General features: G+C 38.3%; 13 protein-coding genes and 1 pseudogene. 11 read left to right on the top strand and 3 right to left on the bottom strand.

Annotated features, from left to right (window positions below; genetic code table 11):
* The 11 genes from QZ657_RS10820 to QZ657_RS10770 form a co-directional block, all read left to right on the top strand.
* Positions 1-515: sulfatase (locus QZ657_RS10820; RefSeq protein WP_291966851.1), on the top strand; the 515-nt coding region annotated here is incomplete at its 5' end.
* Between the two features lie 261 nt (positions 516-776).
* Positions 777-2,105: a sulfatase-like hydrolase/transferase gene (locus QZ657_RS10815; protein ID WP_291966849.1), complete on the top strand. Its 1,329-nt coding sequence runs from the start codon at positions 777-779 to the stop codon at positions 2,103-2,105.
* Between the two features lie 4 nt (positions 2,106-2,109).
* The gene (locus QZ657_RS10810) at positions 2,110-3,789 is read left to right on the top strand and encodes a sulfatase-like hydrolase/transferase (protein WP_291966847.1); all 1,680 of its coding nucleotides are present in this window, start codon (positions 2,110-2,112) and stop codon (positions 3,787-3,789) included.
* A 17-nt stretch (positions 3,790-3,806) separates the two neighbouring features.
* Complete coding sequence (locus QZ657_RS10805) at positions 3,807-6,728, top strand: glycoside hydrolase family 2 protein (protein WP_291966845.1); 2,922 nt, start codon at positions 3,807-3,809, stop codon at positions 6,726-6,728.
* Positions 6,716-8,020: a family 16 glycosylhydrolase gene (locus tag QZ657_RS10800; RefSeq protein ID WP_291966844.1), complete on the top strand. Its 1,305-nt coding sequence runs from the start codon at positions 6,716-6,718 to the stop codon at positions 8,018-8,020. Before QZ657_RS10805 ends, QZ657_RS10800 begins: the two co-directional genes overlap by 13 nt.
* A gap of 174 nt (positions 8,021-8,194) precedes the next feature.
* A complete protein-coding gene (locus QZ657_RS10795; protein ID WP_291966842.1) occupies positions 8,195-9,760 on the top strand; it encodes an alpha-L-fucosidase in 1,566 nt (521 codons plus the stop codon).
* 8 nt (positions 9,761-9,768) lie between these two features.
* On the top strand, positions 9,769-11,556 hold the full coding sequence (locus QZ657_RS10790; RefSeq protein WP_291966840.1) for an arylsulfatase: 1,788 nt from the start codon (positions 9,769-9,771) through the stop codon (positions 11,554-11,556).
* Between the two features lie 238 nt (positions 11,557-11,794).
* Positions 11,795-12,997: a glycoside hydrolase family 117 protein gene (locus QZ657_RS10785; RefSeq protein WP_291966838.1), complete on the top strand. Its 1,203-nt coding sequence runs from the start codon at positions 11,795-11,797 to the stop codon at positions 12,995-12,997.
* Between the two features lie 16 nt (positions 12,998-13,013).
* Positions 13,014-14,459: a sulfatase-like hydrolase/transferase gene (locus tag QZ657_RS10780; protein ID WP_291966836.1), complete on the top strand. Its 1,446-nt coding sequence runs from the start codon at positions 13,014-13,016 to the stop codon at positions 14,457-14,459.
* A gap of 8 nt (positions 14,460-14,467) precedes the next feature.
* Positions 14,468-15,511 carry an aldose epimerase family protein gene (locus QZ657_RS10775; protein WP_291966834.1) on the top strand — a complete coding sequence of 348 codons (1,044 nt, stop codon included), beginning with the start codon at positions 14,468-14,470 and terminating at the stop codon, positions 15,509-15,511.
* Positions 15,512-15,544: 33 nt separating this feature from the next.
* Complete coding sequence (locus tag QZ657_RS10770; protein WP_291966833.1) at positions 15,545-16,549, top strand: L-rhamnose/proton symporter RhaT; 1,005 nt, start codon at positions 15,545-15,547, stop codon at positions 16,547-16,549.
* Between the two features lie 29 nt (positions 16,550-16,578).
* Here the strand turns inward: QZ657_RS10770 and QZ657_RS10765 are convergent, their stop codons facing one another.
* The 3 genes and pseudogenes from QZ657_RS10765 to QZ657_RS10755 form a co-directional block, all read right to left on the bottom strand.
* On the bottom strand, positions 16,579-18,108 hold the full coding sequence (locus QZ657_RS10765; protein ID WP_291966831.1) for a sulfatase family protein: 1,530 nt from the start codon (positions 18,106-18,108) through the stop codon (positions 16,579-16,581).
* 7 nt (positions 18,109-18,115) lie between these two features.
* Positions 18,116-18,958 (bottom strand): family 16 glycosylhydrolase, encoded by an 843-nt coding sequence (locus QZ657_RS10760; RefSeq protein ID WP_291966829.1) that lies wholly within the window; start codon positions 18,956-18,958, stop codon positions 18,116-18,118.
* A 6-nt stretch (positions 18,959-18,964) separates the two neighbouring features.
* Positions 18,965-19,570, bottom strand: a pseudogene (locus QZ657_RS10755) (hypothetical protein); the annotation flags it as partial.

Raw genomic sequence — 19,570 nt, 5'->3', positions numbered from 1 at the left:
AGTTGGGAGAACATACTCCGACAGGGGGATTAAGAGGAGGAAAATATAGCCTTTTTGAAGCAGGTACAAGAGTGCCATTTTCGGTCTATTGGAAAGGAAAGATAACACCCAAAACATCTGATGCACTTGTTTGCCAAATAGATTTATATGCATCTCTTGCCGAACTAGCAGGAGCTGAGTCTAAGTTACCTGATAGCCAAAATTTACTCGGCACATTTCTGGGGAAATCAGATAAAGGCAGAGATCAGCTAATCATAGAGGCCGGTGGTAGAACCGCTCTTAGAAAAGGCGATTGGGCATTTATTCCGCCATACTCGGGCGCAGCAATAAATACTCAAGTGAATATAGAATTGGGTAATGATGAATCTTACCAATTATATGATCTTAAAAATGATATAGGTCAACAAACAAATGTAGCGGCAGAAAATCCTGAAAAATTACAAGAACTAAAATCAGTATATGAACGTATTAGAGGGAACGATAATGCATCGGTACCTGAGTTGGAATTACATTAATGGTAATTGTTAGTTTTATTTTGCTAGAAGCACCCGAGAGGGTGCTTTTTCGTTTAAGCAGAAGTCGTTTCAGTTGTAAGTTTCTATTGCAATAACAAATGTTCTAAACCATGCAACACATGTTTTACAAGTTTTGGCTAGAAAAAGTTAACCCTTAGTTTTATTGGTGTTGAGCTTTAGAACGCAATTATGATAAAACCTTTTCAATTATGCATTTTACTATTTCTTGGCTGTTTGAGTATTACTTGTAATGCCCAAAATTTGACGAAAAGTAATAAGCCGAATATAATTGTAATCTTAACCGATGACCAAGGTTGGTTAGATGTGGGGTTTAATGGAAGCACCGATATTCCCACGCCAAATTTGGATAATTTGGCAAAAGAAGGTGTCATTTTCAAAAATGGCTACGTATCGCATCCGTATTGCAGTCCATCCAGGGCCGGGCTGTTGACCGGTAGATATCAAGCACGTTTTGGGCATGATTGTAATATGCCATATGATGGTGAAAATGATGCATCTGTAGGTACGCCACTATCTGAAAAGATGATATCGGAAGCTTTAAAAGAGCAAGGTTATGCTACAAGCGCAATAGGTAAGTGGCATGTAGGCGATCATGCTGATCTACACCCTCCTCGGCAAGGTTTTGACCATTGGTTCGGTTTTGCAGGCGGTGCAATGAATTATTGGGGAGAATCCAATGGACCATTGCGCACCATATTCAGAAATGAAAATAAAGTACTGGAGAGCGAATTATCTTATTTAACGGATGATTTCACCAATGAAGCCATCTCATTTATAGAGAATAATAAGCAAGATCCGTTTTTTGTTTACTTGGCGTACAATGCGCCACATGCTCCAGACCACGTAACCGAGCAATACTTAGAAAAGACCAAGCATATAGAATATGGCGGTAGAAGTGTTTATGCGGCCATAGTAAACGGGGTAGATACAGGTGTTGGTAAAATTGATGCCTATTTAAAGGAAAAAGGGTTAAAAGAGAATACCATTTTGGTATTCTTGAGCGACAATGGCGGGCGTACCATGCATGCCAATAATGGTCCAAATAGAGGACATAAAGGAATGTTGTTTGAAGGCGGTATAAAAGTACCGTTCTTCATGGTTTGGCAAAATCATATTAAACCCAATGAAGCTTATGATGAGATTGTAAGTTCCTTAGATTTATTTCCTACGCTACTCAATGCGGCAGGGGGTAATGTTAAAGGTGAAAAACAGCTAGATGGCGTAGACCTTTTACCATTTTTAGATCAAAAGAATGAAAAGCCGCATGAGACTTTATACTGGCGCAGCGTTGGCGGATTTGAGTATGCCGTAAGACACCAAGAATACAAATTGTACAAGAGCGCTTACAAAGGCAAAACTATGCTTTTCAATTTAGAAAAAGATCCCTTCGAACGTCATGATATTGCTGAAAACCATCCTGAGATTATTACAAAATTAAAAGCCTTATACATAGCGTGGGATAGCAAAAATGTGGCACCAGGTTGGGTAGACCCGCATCCGGAAAATGTCATTAAAGAGGAGAAGAATTTTAGAATGATTAGAGAAAAATCACTTAGACCAAAAAATTAAGTATATGAATGTAAACACCCGTTTTGCCAGATCACTGACTGTTTTGATTATTACGCTGATCTTTAGAGTGGTACAGGCACAAGAACAGCCTAATTTTATTTTCATTTTAACCGATGACCAATCTTACGGTATGATGGGCTGTACCGGTAATGAAGTAGTACAGACTCCCAATATTGATATGTTGGCAAAAGATGGGGTACTATTTACCAATGCACATATAACCAGTGCTATTTGTACACCAAGTAGAGCAAGTATCTTAACAAGTCAGTTTGAACGTAAACATGGTGTAAATTTTAATTCGGGTACCAGTATATCAGAGGAAGGGTGGAAAAATACCTATCCTATGGTGCTTCGTGAAAACGGATATTATTCTGGGTGGATAGGTAAAAACCATTTGCCTGTTGGTGATGGTGGTTATACCAGTGGTTTAATGGATAAGAGCTTTGATTATTGGTATGCCGGGCACGGTCATTTGACCTTTTACCCAAAAGACAGACATAAGATATTTAAGCATGCAAAAGATGATACTCAGGTTGAGATTATAAGCGAAGGAATTTCAGATTTCCTGTCTAATGAGCAAAAATTACAAGGTGCACAAAAGTTTTTGAATCAGCGACCAAAAGATAAACCATTCGTGCTTTCGGTCAACTTTAATTTACCACATGATGCCAGCGCATCTACCATGGCACAGCGAGAAACCGATGATGAAATCTATAAAACTTTGTATGACGATGTAGACTTAAAATTGCCTAAGAATTACATTGCTAAAAAAGATATTGTACATCCTAAATTACCACCGGAAATTCACAAAACAGATGATAGACAAGAGGGGTATGACTATGTAGATCATCCAGATAGTCTGCTGGCAAGATATCAATTAAGATTGCAAGCTATGACAGGCATTGACCGTATGGTGGGCCAACTTAGGGAAACGCTAAAAGCCCAAAAATTAAATAAGAATACCATTATAGTTTTTACATCTGATCATGGTCTGTTCATGGGGCAATTTGGTATTGGTGGTAAAGCCCTTTGTTATGAAATAACCACGCATGTACCGTTAATTATTTATGATCCAAGCGATAAAAAAGCGAATAGGGGTAGAAAGTCCAGCGCTCTGGTACAAAGCATAGATATTGCACCAACTTTACTTAAAAAAGCAGGTATTACGGTACCGGATTCGTATCAAGGTAGCGATTTATCACCACTATTGTCACAAGAGGTAAGTGATGTAAGAGAGTATCTGTACACAGAAAATTTATGGTCTACCCAGTTTGGGAATCCTAGATGCGAAGCTGTTAAAGACAAGCGCTGGAAATATATTAGATACTACAAGAACGAAAATTTTTCGGCACAAAAAAAGATTGAGACAGCAAAGCAAATGGGCATTAAGATGACGGCGATGTTATATAAAGTCCATGATCCGGATATCGCCCTGTATCGCTCATTCGTAGAGGGACCATTACAGGGCGAAAAAGCAGTCTATGAAGAACTGTTCGATCTGGAAAATGACCCAGATGAAACTACCAATTTAGCAGGGGTGGCGGAACATGCATCGGTATTGGAAAAATTGAGAACCGTGTGGAAAGAGAAAATAACCTTTGCCAGAGGAAATGAGGCACCAAAAGTGTTGCGGTATACCTCTGATAGTGAAGCGGAACGTGGTGTAATCATAGAACCAAAATAATAGACAATTTACCAGCAATGACCGAACAAAATATCAACAAAAGCCTATATAGTCTTTTATTCATACTATTATTAACGGCACAGGCTTTCTCTCAAGAACTACCTTTTGGCTATCCAGATACTGAGCGTACCAAAATAAGTATTAATCAAGGTTGGAAATTTCACTTAGGAAATCCTGATGCAGCGTATTTTGAAAAAAATTCGGATGATACCACGTGGGAAATCGTGAACGTACCACATACCTTGGCATTGACCTCTTTGGCTTTAGATGGTTTGCAAGATGAAAAAACACAGCTTAAGTTTCATAGAAATGTAGGTTGGTACAGAAGAAATATAATGGTACCAGAGAACAACAATAAAGTGTTTTTAGAATTTGAAGGGGTACATCAAGTAACCAATGTTTGGGTTAATGGTAAACATGTTGGTAAGCATGGTACAGGTGGTTATACACCATTTCATTTTGATATTACGCGGTATGTGGATAAAGGAAAAGAAAACCAAATAACCGTTTTGGCAGATAATAGAAGAAGCATGGTGGTTCCGCCAGATCCAGGTCCTTTTGATTATGTAAAATTTAGTGGTCTGTATAGAGATGTGTATTTGGTAGAAAAGCATCCGGTGCATATTGGTTTTAATTGGGAAGCTAGGCGTGCAGGGGTAACCATAACAACGCCAACGGTAGATGTGGTGAACAAAAATGCGACCATAGATATTAAATCCGTCGTAAAAAATACCAGCGGCAAAGCTGAAAATGTGACAGTGATCACAAGAGTTATAGATGCTGAAGGTCTGGTGGTGCTAAAGTTGATCGATGATGCAAAAATTGCTCAAAATAGCAATTATGAGTTTGACCAAATAGGTAGTTTAGAGGATAACGTTCAATTGTGGAATGTAGATAATCCTTACCTGTATCGCATAAATACAGAGGTTTTGGTAAATGGAAAATCTGTAGATGTCGTGGAGAACAATTTGGGCATTAGAAAGTTTGAATTGAATCCCGATCGTGGATTTATGCTTAACGGCAAACCAATAGAACTTATGGGTTTCAATAGGCATCAGCACTTTCCATATATAGGCGATGCGGTACCAGATGCCCTACATTATAAAGATATGTTGCAGTTTAAAGAGTTCGGTTTTAACATTATGAGAACCGCTCATTACCCGCAAGATAATGCCATTTTAGACGCCTGTGATAAGCTGGGTATTTTGGTATATGAAGAAGCACCGTCGTGGATATCGATGAGCACGGATAAGGAGTGGTGGAACAATTTTGAACAATCGGAACGCGCTATGATCCGCAATCATAGAAATCACCCTTCCGTAATAATTTGGGGAGGAGGAATCAACCACAGAGGGTACGTGCCTGTAGCACACAATACCGCTAAACAAGAAGATCCAACAAGGCTTACCGCCTCACAGGGTTCACGGTGGACAGGATGGCAAACATCTGGACTAACGGATATTAATGCAAATATGCTTTACGGACCATTTATCTGGGACCGTGCAGAACCTATGTTCGCTATGGAAGGGCATCATGGACCAGAAGCCTTGGCACCGTTTAGAAAAGATTCCCTAATGACAGGATTAATATCATGGACGGCCCATGCCTATTATACCTTTCACCCAACACACCATAAAGCTTCCAACAAAATAGACAGAACAAGAAGTGGCGGAATGACCATTTTTAGAAATCCAAGACCAGAGTTACATTGGTATAAGGCAGAGCTAGGAAAAGAACCTTTTATATATATGCTGGAAGACTGGAAAAAAGGGCAGGATTCCATCACGGTCTATAGCAATGCAGAAAACGTAGAATTAAGTGTAAACGGTAAAACGGTAGCTACCCAAACCTCCTCAAAAGATACTATTTATAATGGTTTACACCATGCGCCCTTTATATTTAAAAATTTTAGATATGCCGATGGAGAGGTTAAGGCCAAAGCGATTTTTAAAGATGGAAAAACCAAAGAAGTAGTTCATAAAACTCCGGGAAAACCCCATGCCTTAGAATTAATGGTAGATACCGTAGGTAGAAAGTTTACTGCAGATGGTGCTGATATTCTTATGGCCTACGCTACTGCTGTAGATAAGAACGGCACCGCAATTAAAGAGTACAATGGTAAGGTTACTTTTTCTGTAAGTAAGAATGCCATGGTGATAGGTAATAATGCAAATATCAATGCCAACCCTATGTTCACGGAGTATGGTATTGCACCAGCATTGATTAGAGCAGGTACTACGGCAGGTGAGATCAAAATTACGGCAAGTGCCAAAGGTTTAAAATCTGCCAATGCAAATGTGCAATTAACAGCCTATGAACCAAATGTTTTGGCAACGAATGCAAAAGCTATTTATGATTTTAAGAAAGTTAAAATAGACATGGGTGCCCATGACCAGTTGGTTCAATTCGGATGGGATTTTTGGCATGGTAAGGACGAGGAAAAAAGTAGCTATAAGCTACCCATTTTCAATAACGCCGAAGTAAAACTGGCAACAAACAGCACTGATGGTGTTCTGCGCTGGTTAGGTGAAATGAACGTTATAGGTAAATACGGATTTGTGTATGGCGATGGTGTCCTTGGTATAGATGAAAATGGGTTAAGTATTAACTTCAAGGGACTACCAAAGGGAAAATACAAGTTGACCACGTACCACCATGCACCACAAAGTAATTCTGATGAAATGGATCCCAATAAGGATAAGTTGAAAGAAATACGAATTTTGAATATTCCCTACGAACGCAAATTAACCATATCGGCAGGGGAGAATACCAAAGAAGTTAAAGTCACGGAAGGTAAAATGATGCAGTTTCAAGAACCAGGTAAAAGTACGATCCTATTTAATGTTCAAGATGATGGTACTGCAAAAGTTAATATTCAAGGAACAGCAGGAAAAGGAATTTGGTTAAACGGAATAGAATTGCAAGAATGGAACAAATAATCAGTAGAAAGTCGGGAAATAGTATACAATGTATTATCTCGTGTTGCATGCTCTTTCTATTTATTGGTGAAGTGCATGGGCAACGTTATAGTCCAGAAAACGAAGATGTACGGGTTGGACCGCCAAAACCGCCACTAGGTAAAAGATGGGTCATGAACCCGGATTTTTCAGATGAATTTAATGGTACAGCGTTAGATACTACAAAATGGTTGGATCATCACCCTACTTGGATAGGAAGAGAACCGGGACTATTCATGAAATCGCAAGTATCCGTTGGTGATGGTTACTTACAGTTGAAAGGCGAAATGATGAAAAAGGACACCACAATAAATGCCTATGGCAGCAACAGAACATTTTCAATTGCCGGTGCTGCGGTAGTTTCCAAGAAGAAAACACAGTTCGGGTATTTTGAAACAAGGGCAAAAGCCGCGGCAACTACCATGTCTACTACATTTTGGTTTTCTACCGTAGGTAGTTTTAAAGGACCTAACGGTTGTGATAAATATGGTCTAGAATGGGATATTCATGAATCGGTTGGTAGATCAGGCGATTACAGTGGTAGCTATTTTGCAAGTGGAATGCACTCCAACAGCCACTTTTGGTATACTGATTGCGAAGGCGAGCGACATGATCGCAGGGCTGCTCAGGTAAGATTTGAAGATAACGAGGTAAGCTCAGAAAATTTTCATGTATTTGGTGGTTGGTGGCGTAATGAAAGTTCCGCTAGTTACTATTATGACCATAGAGAACCAAAACATCAAAAATTCTATGATAAGGTAAAGGAAAAACCATTTGATCAACCCATGTACATGCGTTTGGTATCTGAAACCTATCCTTTTCCTTGGATAGAACTTCCAAACGAAAAAGAGTTGTCCAATCCAAGTAAAAACGTAGTTTATTATGATTGGGTCCGCGCGTATAAATTAGAGGATATTTCAAAGAAGATATCTCATATTTCTTTAGAAAAGGAATTACAATTGTATGATGAAAGCGTCATTTTTGATACTACGGAAATTATCTTAGACAAGGAGTCTAACTTGGAAATTCCGATTTCCTATAAAGCAAACGAACCAAGGCAATTGGTTTTGGAAGTCTATAATACGGCCGATGAAAAAATAGCTACGGATAAGGTACAGTTGCTTGCTGGTTATGGTCATTTTAGCCATGAATTAAAGTTGAGCAACACGTTGAATGCAGATACAGAATATCGCTTACTTGCCAAATTACAACCTGTACAAGACGATGATAAAACTATTTTAGACCGTAACAACCTTATTTTAAAGATTAAATAGCTTAATAATCGTCTTTTAGAACCATTTATATTCCTAAATGGGTCATATGTAGTGCTGGTTTCGGGCAAATCATCCTAATCTTGTTATAGACCTATCAGTTAGTTATCAGTGCTAAGGTCTCATAGCTAGACTGGTACAGGAAATTAATTGTTCATAGGATTAAATCTATTTCAAATGATAAAAGACATCGGTAAAAAACTAGGGATTATTGCTGTAGTATTAGGAGCAAGCTATCAATCACATATATATGGCCAAAACGATAAATATGCAGAAACTTGGGAGTCTATAGCCAGGGTAAATGCAACGCCAGATTGGTTTTTAGATGCCAAATTGGGTATTTATGCACATTGGGGTCCGGTATCAAGTGCTTTTAAGGGAACCGAACCAAGCAAGCATTATGCAGGTTGGCATGGTATGATGATGTATAATGATGGTAAAATAGTTGAAACCAAAAACGGTAAACCCAGTAACAATTACCTCCATCATAAAAAGAAATACGGTAAACCATCAAAAAAAGGATATATAGAAATCATAGAAGATTTTTCTCCAACAGCTTTTGACGCCAAGGAGTGGGCAGATTTATTTGCAAAATCGGGGGCAAGGTTTGCCGGTCCTGTAGCCATGCACCATGATAATTTTGCGATGTGGGATAGCAAGGTAACCCGATGGAATGCTATGAATTATGGAGGTATTGACCCATCTGCAGCACTAAAAAAGGAGATAAATGAAAAAGGCATGCGATTTATAGGATCTTTTCACCATGCATTTACCTGGAAATATTTTGGTCCTGCACACGCACACGGTAACATTGATCCTAAAGATTATGATTTGTATACCAACCCACATAGTTTGGATAATGACACTCCAGATGAAGCTTTTAGGACAGCATGGTGGGCCGCCTTAAAGGAATATATTGATAATTACCAACCGGATATTATTTGGTTCGATTGGTGGTTAGAGAATCTACCGGAAGAAGACCGACTTAAATTTTTGGCTTACTACTATAACAAAGGTAAGGAGTGGGGTAAGGAAGTAGCCGTTTGTTATAAAGAAGCAACCTTTAACGAAGATGTTGCTATCAAGGATTATGAACGCGGTAGGCCAAATCAACCCAAACAGAATGCATGGCTAACAGATACTTCACCGGGAGCGTGGTTCTATAGACCCAATGCCAAATTTAAAACAGCCAATGAGCTTATAGATATACTTGCGGATATTGTGGCAAAAAACGGATTAATGTTGTTGAACGTACCACCAAACCCAGATGGTAGCATTCCACCGGAAATGCAAAAATTATTGACAGATATGGGAGCTTGGTTAGAAATTAACGGCGAGGCAATTTATGATACACGTCCATGGACCGTTTTTGGTGAAGGGCCCACTAGATTGCCAGAAGGTGGTCATAAAGTAGAAGAGAAGCTAAAAATAGAATACAATGAGAACGACATAAGATATACCAAGAAAGGCGATAAAGAATTTTTTGCCATTGTATTAGACGAGCCCAAAGGCGATGTAATCATGAAAACGTTGTCTACTGATATTGGAGCATTGAATTCAGCTATTCTAGAGGTGCAACTAATTGGTAGTGCCGAGAATTTAAAATGGGAGCGCAATGAGAAAGGTTTGGTCATTCAAAAACCATCCTCTTTTCCTACGGAATATGCCCATGCTTTTAAAATTACTTTAGAAGGTTACAAAGAAAATAATATTGGTGGAGATGTAGAGGCGCATATAGATTAATTTTTTCGATGATGAAATATTCGGTCTTTACTATCAAAAAGATGCTAATAGGTCTATACTGTATAGGTCTTGGCTGTATATTTTCCTTGCAATCACAGTCAAGGCCAAATGTTATTTTGGTACTAACCGATGACCAAGGTATTGGTGATTTGGGTGCGCATGGCAATAAGTGGTTAAAAACACCCGAAATTGATGCTTTTTATAATGATGCCGTAAGAATGACCAATTTTCATGTGTCTCCGTTATGCACGCCCACTAGAGCCGCAATAATGACCGGTAAGTATCCAATAAGCAATGGGGCGTGGGCAACATACAAAGGTAGAGATGCCCTTTCCGATCCGGTGACCATGGCAGATGTATTTAAGAAAAATGGCTACAAAACCGCTTTGTTCGGAAAATGGCATTTAGGGGACAATTATCCCAACAGACCAACCGATTCTGGTTTTGACACGGCTATTCATCATTTGGCAGGTGGTATCGGTGAATTGTCCGATTATTGGGGAAACGATTATTTTGATGATGTATACTATGTAAATAATCAACCTAAACAATTTAAAGGGTACTGTACCGATGTTTGGTTCAATGAGTCCATAAACTTTATTAAGAACAATAAGGACCAACCGTTTTTTGTGTATTTGCCATTGAATGCGCCTCATGATCCGTTATATGTGGATGAAAAATATGCTGCCCCGTACAAACATTTAGAAGGCAAGGAAATAGTTAGTGCTAATCTTTATGGAATGATAGCCAATATTGACCATAATTTTGGCAAGCTGACCAAATTTTTAAAAGCGGAAAAATTAGAAAAGAATACGATTGTCATTTTCATGTCAGATAACGGTACACGCTACGGGTATCAGGAAGCTGATAATTTAGGCTATAATAAAGGCTTTAGTGGAATAAAAGGTAGCAAACAAGAAGGCGGACATAGGGTTCCGTTTTTTATTCGATATCCTGAAGCAGGAATTAATGGGGGTAAAGACAACAATACGTTGTCGGCTCACATAGACCTTATACCAATGCTGTCAAGTTTATGTAAACTAGATACGCCCGATACATTGAGTTTAGAGGGGGTAGATTTTTCTCCCGTATTAAAAAATACAGATGCAATTTTAAAAGATCGAACGCTATTCCTGCATAATCGGCAAGACTGGAGACCGCCCAGACAAGAATCTGACGGACTTGTTTTACGTAACGAATGGCGATTACTACAGGGCAAAAAGCTTTACAATGTAGTTACTGACCCCAAGCAAAAGAAAAACATAGCAAAAGAACATCCGCAATTGGTTAAAGATTTACAAAGTGAGAATGCAACCTTTTATACATCGGCTTTAGGTAATGATGTAATTAATGAAATACCGGTAGCTATTATAGGCACGGAACATCAAAAAGAAATAAAATTAACTATTCAGCACGCCATTGGTGACGATAACGGTATTTGGAAAACCGAACAAGTGGCTAGGGGTGTAAAAAATAAAAATAACACACATGCTATAGAGGTTGCAAAAGAAGGTATGTATACTATTTCATGCATGCGCTGGTCCAAAGAAGTACCTGGACCTATTCTAGGGGTGCCAAGTAAATTTCCTAAATCAAATTTTGAGTATGTGTCTATTTCTCCGGATAAGGTAAGATTACGGATAGCCAATCAAATTTTTGAAAAGACTATTAACCCAAATGACCAGTCAATAGATTTTAAGATGTTCTTGGAAAAAGGTAAAACGTTTATGGTAGCGGACTTTATTTCTGCTACAGAAACCTACGGAGTCTATTACATCTATATCAATAAAATTTGATATGGTTTATTAATAAGATAGAATAGAGAATTATCATAAACGGGTAGTGTATTATAATACATTAAGGCTGGGTGTTGTATTGTTTAACTCATTGCTGTTGAATGTATTAGTTATTTGTTCAGTTAATGTCTAGTTGTGAAATAATGGGCTTTAAGAAAGGTATTTTAAATTCCATCTTTATAGGGTACGTAAAAATTTCGCTAAAAAATTTAATTAAATCTAAATATTTATATCAGAAATGAGAATAATTAAAACTTTACTAGGTATTTCTGTTGTATTGGTATTTATAAGTTGCCAAGAAAAAGCTATAAAATCAACTGAAAGTAATACGGGCGAAGAAGATAATTCGACTATTACACAAGAGCAAATTGACCACTTGGGTATAACGGATGTTGAGCATTTAAGTGCGGCTTCAAAAAGAGCATTAGCTTGGCCAACCGATTTAGGAAACGAGTGGTTTTTAGAATTTAATCAACTAGAACCATTAAAAGGCGATTTGGCATATGAAGAAGGGGTGATTAGAAGAGACCCAAGTGCCATGATCAAAGAAGATGGTAAATACTACGTTTGGTACTCTAAAGGTGTTGGACCTACGCAAGGTTTTGATGGCAATCTAGAAAACGAAAAAGTATTTCCTTGGGATCGTTGTGATATCTGGTATGCAACTTCTAAAGATGGTATTACTTGGAAAGAAGAGGGAATTGCAATTGCAAGAGGAGAAAAGGGCGCCTATGATGATCGATCTGTTTTTACGGTAGAGATTATGAAGCATGAAGATATGTATTACTTAACCTATCAAACTGTAAAATCACCGTACAATAAAAGAGTTAAGAACCAAATAGGTTTGGCTTGGTCAACATCTCCTAATGGTCCTTGGATCAAGAGCAAAGAACCTATTTTGAGTCCTGCGGACAATGGTATTTGGGAAGGTGATGATCCTAATGATCGCTTTTCGGTTAAGAAAAAGGGAGACTTTGATAGCCATAAAGTTCATGACCCTTGTATTCTTCCTTTTAAGGGTAAGTTCTACCTGTATTATAAAGGTGAGCAAATGGGCGAGGAAATTACATTTGGAGGACGTCAAATAAGACACGGCGTCGCCATTGCCGATAATCCAAAAGGACCATATGTGAAATCTCCATATAATCCAATTAGTAATAGCGGACATGAAATTTGTGTATGGCCGTACAACGGAGGAATTGCCTCTCTGATCACAACGGACGGACCCGAGAAAAATACTATTCAATGGGCGGAAGACGGCGTAAACTTCAACATCATGGCGTCAATTCCAAGTCCGCCGCACGCTATAGGTTTAAACAGGGCGGTAGATAGTGAAAAAGAACCTACAGAGGTTTTAAAGTGGGGGTTAACACATGTATATAATAGTAGGGACTATCAAAGTATAATGCGTTTTACCTCTCGTAAAAAAGAGAAATATTAGAATCTATTTACTTTATATGGTAGTAAAAATCCGTAACGGTTTTAATAAAGAATTAGCGATTCATGGATACAAGCTCATTCTATTGGTATTTCTATTTGTTGGGCAATGGTGTTCAGCGCAGAACAAACCCAATATCGTTTTTATCCTTGCCGATGATGCCGGTTATGCAGATTTTGGTTTTCAAGGAAGTAAAGAGTTCAAGACCCCATATTTAGATGAGTTTGCCAAAGAGAGCGTTCGTTGCACTCAAGCCTATGTAAGTGCTGCCGTTTGCGGTCCGTCAAGAGCAGGTTTTTTAACAGGTAAGTACCAACAGCGCTTTGGTTTTGAGGAAAACAATGTACCGGGTTATATGAGTACTTCTGGAGTAACAGGTGATGATATGGGCTTACCGTTAGATCAAAGAACCATTGCCGATGAATTAAGGCAACAGGGTTATACTACCGCCATTTTTGGCAAGTGGCACATGGGCAACGCAGATAGGTTTCACCCCACCAATAGAGGTTTTGATGAGTTTTACGGATTTAGGGGAGGGGCTCGAAGTTTTATGCCCTATGATGAAACCAATAAAATCGATAAGAACGAAAACAGATTAGAGCAGGGTTTTGGTAATTATCTAGAGCACAATGGATATTTAACGGATGTACTGGCAGATAGAACCAATCAATTTATAGCTCAAAACAAAGACCGTCCATTTTTTATATATCTGTCCTTTAATGCCGTGCATACGCCAATGCAGGCAACAACGGAAGATTTGGATCAATTTCCAAATTTAACCGGAAAGCGAAAACAACTGGCAGCAATGACCTTGGCCATGGATCGGGCATGCGGTAAGGTGTATGATCAATTGAAGAAGCTAGATTTATTGGATAATACAATCATTGTATTTACCAATGATAATGGAGGACCAAGTGATGCCAATGCGTCATTGAATAAACCCTTAAGTGGCACCAAGGCAAATCATTTAGAAGGTGGTGTTAGGGTTCCGTTTTTAATTTCTTGGAAGGGAATTTTACAGGGCAATACAACATACGATTATCCTATTTCTTTGCTGGATATGTACCCAACATTCAGCACAATTGCCGGTGTTGAAGCAGCTGGTTTAAAGGGGTTGGACGGAGTTGATATTTTGCCTTTTTTGAAAAAAAATAAGAGTGGTCGCCCACATGAAACTTTGTATTGGAAAAAGGAAACTAGGGCTGCTATCAGAGAATTGGACTGGAAATTAATTAGATATCCAGATAGACCTGCAGAGCTCTACGATGTATCAAAAGATACTGCCGAGGAATATGATTTGGCATTGCAATATCCAAAAAGAGTTAGGGTAATGTACAAAAAGCTATTTCAGTGGGAGCTAGGCCTAGAACGACCTAAATGGCAACTACAGCGCAAGTTTGAAGGAAAGGCCGCAGAAAGAATGGATGCGTACAGTGCTCCAAAAATAAAAATGAATAAAGACTAACACAGTACATGAAAACAAACGTAGAACATTTTGGAACTATTGAGGATAATGAAATACAGTTGGTTACATTGAGAAATGACCATGGGGTAGAAATTAAAATTTCAAACTATGGAGCCACCATAACCTCTATTAAAGTACCGGATAAAGAAGGGAATATAGATGAAATCGTGTGCGGATTTGATGATTTAGATAGTTACTTTTCACCGGCATATACTAGTAACGCCCCATACTTTGGAGGTACCGTAGGTAGATATTGTTCTCAAATTAAAGATTCAAAATTTACATTGGAAGGTGTTGATTATCAATTAAATAAAATAGTTGGTGATAATAATCTTCACGGAGGCAAAAAAGGGTTCGATAAGAAAATTTGGACCGTGGATACCTATGATGAAAACAAGGCATTGGTTACCATGAAATTGGAAAGTGTACATTTAGAAGAAGGCTTTCCTGGCAATGTAATTGTCTGGGTAACTTTTACCATATCCAATACCAATGAACTACAGATAGATTATATAGCTACTACGGATCAGAGTACACCGTTTACCATAACCAATCATTCTTACTTTAATCTTTCAGGATTTAAAAATGATGTTTTGCAACACACCGTTAAAATAGCATCAGATAAAAAACAAGTTTGGGACGATACGGGAGCGGCAACGGGCAAGAATATTTCAGTATTAGGCAAGCCGGACGATTTAAGAATACCTAAGAAAATAGGTGATGTTCATGACGCTATGGGAGACGGTTTTGAGCATTATTACCTATTTGATGAAAAGGGTTTTGAGCTAGGTAAGGTAGCTGAAATTAAAGAGGAAAACAGCGGTAGAAGTTTGGAAGTATATACGACCGAGCCAGGAATGCTTTTTTACACCGGTAAGTATACTTCAGACGATTTAAATAGGGAGACAGGCTTGCAATATGGAAAATTTAGGGGATTGTGCCTAGAGACACACCGATACCCGAACGGACCAAATATTGACAATGCCCCTAAATCTATTCTAGATAAAGACGAAACCTACCAAAGTACGACCATTTTCAAATTTGGCTGGTAACCATAAAATTAACTAAACCAAAAATTAACTAAGATGATAGAAGGAGTATCGTTGGCAATTTTTGCCGGATTAATGCTGGGTCTTTATGCCCTGCCAGAAAAGTTTACCAAAGACTTTAAATATGAGAACACTTGGAGTTTGTTTTTTCTGCTCACAATGTTCGTTGTACCAATAATAGCCTCGTTAACGCTCATTAACGGATTTGGTGAAATATTCGGCAATATGCCTATGGACATATGGGTAAAGATGGGACTTACCAGTTTTTTATGGGGAATAGGGGTAATGATGTGGAGCAAGGCAATTAATCACATAGGGCTTTCATTAGGCTTTTCCATTTTTATAGGAACCATAATTCTAGTGGGTTCATTATTACCTTTTATAGAAGACGGTCTACCGCCAACCAATGTACTTACCTTTATTTTAATTGGAATCTTTATTGTGTTGGTCGGCGTTATCTTAAATGGTAGGGCAGGTATTTTAAGGGAAAAGGACGAAGCCGGTACCAGTGATAAAAAAGGTTCTATGGTTACCGGTATTATGATTGCCATAGTAGGTGGTTTATTGGCAACTGGTTTTAGTTATGCTAACGCGGCTGGTAGACCTTATTTACATGAAGCAAGTATAGCTCAAGGAAATGCAGATTGGATAACTGCCGTAGCGGTAATGTTCCCTATATTTTTAAGCGGGGGTATTGTGATGACCGCATATTTCTTATGGCAATTAAGTAAGAACAATGCCTGGGGCAACTTTAAGACTCCGGCATTCGGTAAAAACGTAATATTGATATTAATAATGGCAGTTTTCCATTATGCCGCATCGGCATTATTTGCGTACGCCGCTTTTAAATTGGGTAGTTCGGGCAATACCGTAGGTTATGCAATTTTTAATACATCCTCAGTGGCCACGGCGATTGTTAGCGGTCTAATTACCAAAGAATGGATCAATGCCTCTTCAAAAGCGAAAGGATTTCTATATGCAGGACTGGCGTTGATGATTACGGGTATTGTGGTAGTGGCGTATTCCAATGGAATAAATTAGTGAAGAATTTGTTTTAAATAGCTTAAGTGCTAATTGTTCAAAAAGCGGGAGGCTGTAGGTCTTCCGCTTTTTCGTGTGGTATGGTAAAGTGTTGACAATTCTTTCATTTTAGATTGATATTCTTTGTTTAAAATTAAATTTCCTTCTTCTGTTTCAGTAGGATTATTTTTAAGGTCGAACAGTGCAATAGGTAATTGGGTATTATTACTTAAATCCGTTTTATCTACCTGCATGATGAGTTTAAAATTATCTTTTATAAGCATTACCTCTTTACTAGTTCCGCTTTGGGAATAGATGGTCCTATTTAAAACTTCCGTTTCATTTTTAAGCATAGGCAAAAAACTTGAAGAATCTAAAGCTTGGTCATCTGGTAAATCTATTTGGGTTAAATCTGCCAATGTCGCCATAATGTCAAGACCTAAAACCGGACTGCCATTTAACTGGTGTTTTAGATGGTTGTTCCAAGAAATGATAAAAGGTACGCGATTACCACCTTCATAAGCTTGATTTTTTCCACCGCGATATATATCACTGGGTTGATGACCGGATTTCAAGGTGTTTTTTCTTAAAAGTCCACCATTATCAGAAGTTAGCATAATGATGGTGTCATCATAAATACCTTGCTCTTTCAAGGTATTGATCAGCATTTGTATTTGTACATCCAATTCTTTGACTAAGTCTAAATGTTTGGATGGTGTGGTGCCGGCTATTTTCATTCCATTTAATTCATCGGTAGGAGTATGAGGTAAATGAACGGCTAGGGCAGAGTAGTACATAAAGAACGGTTTGTCTTTATTCGCGTTTTCTTCAATATAGTTTTTTGCGGTGTAAATAAGCAGACGGCCCATATGTGTCGGGTTCCAATGACTATCGCCTAGACCTTCGGCTTTATCCAATTTCACACCAATTTTATCCATTTTAGCTTGGGTGATAAAAGTGATCTTAGAATTTTTGGCAATAGGTTTAAATATACTATTCTCATAAATAGCATAGGGTACATCTTGTATTCCGGCTTGGAAAGAAAGCGCATAATCAAATCCATGATAGCGTGGTCCGCCACCTACAATTTTTCTGATATCTACATCTAATTCTGGTTTGTTTCTTGGACCTCGATAAATAGTTTTTGGATCATCTTTTCTAAGAAAATCGCCGCCAATATGCCATTTGCCAAAAAAGGCGGTGTGGTAACCCGCTTGTTTCATTAATTTGGCAAGTGTTAGCTGGTTTTCTTTAATAGGGCTTTTTTCATAACTTCCCCAAACTCCCCACGGTGCATCACTTCTATAACAGTGGTTTCCTGTCATAATCGCATATCGTGATGGTGCACAAAGTGCTGCAGGAGCATGTGCATTAGTGAAAACGGTACCATTTTCTGCTAAAGCATCTAAAGCGGGAGTTTCTACAATGATATTGTCTGAATGTAATTTTCTGTAATAAGATACATCGCCTAGACCTAAATCGTCCACCAGAACCACGATTACATTAGGCTTTTCTTGTGCGTTAAGAATTACCGTGAAAAGAAATAGTAATAAGGTAATTGTACGATATGATGGATACATATTTTTATTAATTTGGTATTAAAGTGTAAGCTCTTACCCAATCATAATAGGTGGTGTTTCTACTATCGTCTGCCAATTCTTCCGGTGTTGGTGGAGTTTCCCAATTGTAGGTTTCCGTTACCAGATGCATGTACATAGGTCTGTTGAAAGGTGTGTCCCTAAAAAAGGTGCTAGGATGCATGGTAGTTCTATATTCCCCATCCAAATAAATTTTAATAGTATTGGCATCTACCCACCAGCATCCGTATACGTGGTAAGCTTCATCTGCTGGAGGATTGAATTCAGATACTACACCTTTTTGTGACTTCACTGTTTTTGTTCCATCGCAATCCGTATAAAAGGTATGTGTATTGGATCTTAATTTTGTTCTAAAATCGCCACCTTTTTTTTGTTGTCCAACAACTTCTACAATATCCAATTCCTGCACTTCAAACGGGCATTCTTTAGTATCGGGTTTATTCTTTAGCCAAAATGTAGAGGACATACTTATACTGGAAGCTTTCATTCTGGTCTCAAAATAGCCATATAGGGCATCTTTTGCCACAGAAGCCACGGCTCCGCCAGCAATAGTATATTTTTCATCGTTTTTTAAAACTGAATTTTTTATTTGCAGATTACCATTTTTTACAGAAACGGAATAATCCCTAAATGTAGCAGGAGGTCTTCCATCTACCCAATATGGGGATCTTGCATGCCATTTACCGGTATCCAATGCATTGCCTTCAAATTCATCGGTAAAATTTTCATTTATCACCCATTTAAAACCCTCAGGAGGTTCAGGGGTTTGGGCAGATAAAATTGAGCAGAAAATAAAAGTGATAAATAGTATTGGTGTCCTTGTAAATTTCATATTACATTAATTTTTAAATAGCTGTATCTCGTCATCGTTATTGCCTACTAGCAGTCCAATTTTGCCATTTGCGAAGTTTATGGACTTTAATGCTTTTACGTTGTTTGGGGCGAAAAATCCGCTTGTTAATCTATTTTGGGGTGTAAAGTGTCCCTCTTTTGTGCCCAAGAGTATCAACCCGATTGAAGCATCAGCTCGTGTGGTCTCAATTTCAGATTCGAATTTGTTTCCTGCCAAAGCAATATCCGTTACTCCGTCAGCATTGAAATCCCCTGTAACAAAGCCATTAATACTAGAAAATTGTGCTGGGTAGGGTAAAGGAGTGAGCTTGGCATTACCATCATTGAAACTAACAATTACCGAAGCAAATTCATAAGCATTAAGCTGTAGGGCATTATCAATGCCTTCACCTATAATTTGTCTTAGGTTGGACTTGGAAAACTGAGCAAAGGTTTGAAATTTTCTATCCAATCCGGGTAGCTGTTCTGAGCTACACTGTAACCCCCTGATCGGTACTTGTCTGCCTTTGTAGTCTTTCGCCAGAAAAATATCATTGGTTCCGTTTTGATCAAAGTCGCTCGCAAAAACTTTAAAAGGTTTTTTATCACTTGC

Origin of the sequence: Maribacter sp. (assembly GCA_020629415.1) — a bacterium.
GTDB classification, from domain to species: domain Bacteria; phylum Bacteroidota; class Bacteroidia; order Flavobacteriales; family Flavobacteriaceae; genus Maribacter; species Maribacter huludaoensis.
Note: the sequence above shows the minus strand (reverse complement) of the source record. Positions and strands in the feature narration are given on the sequence as shown.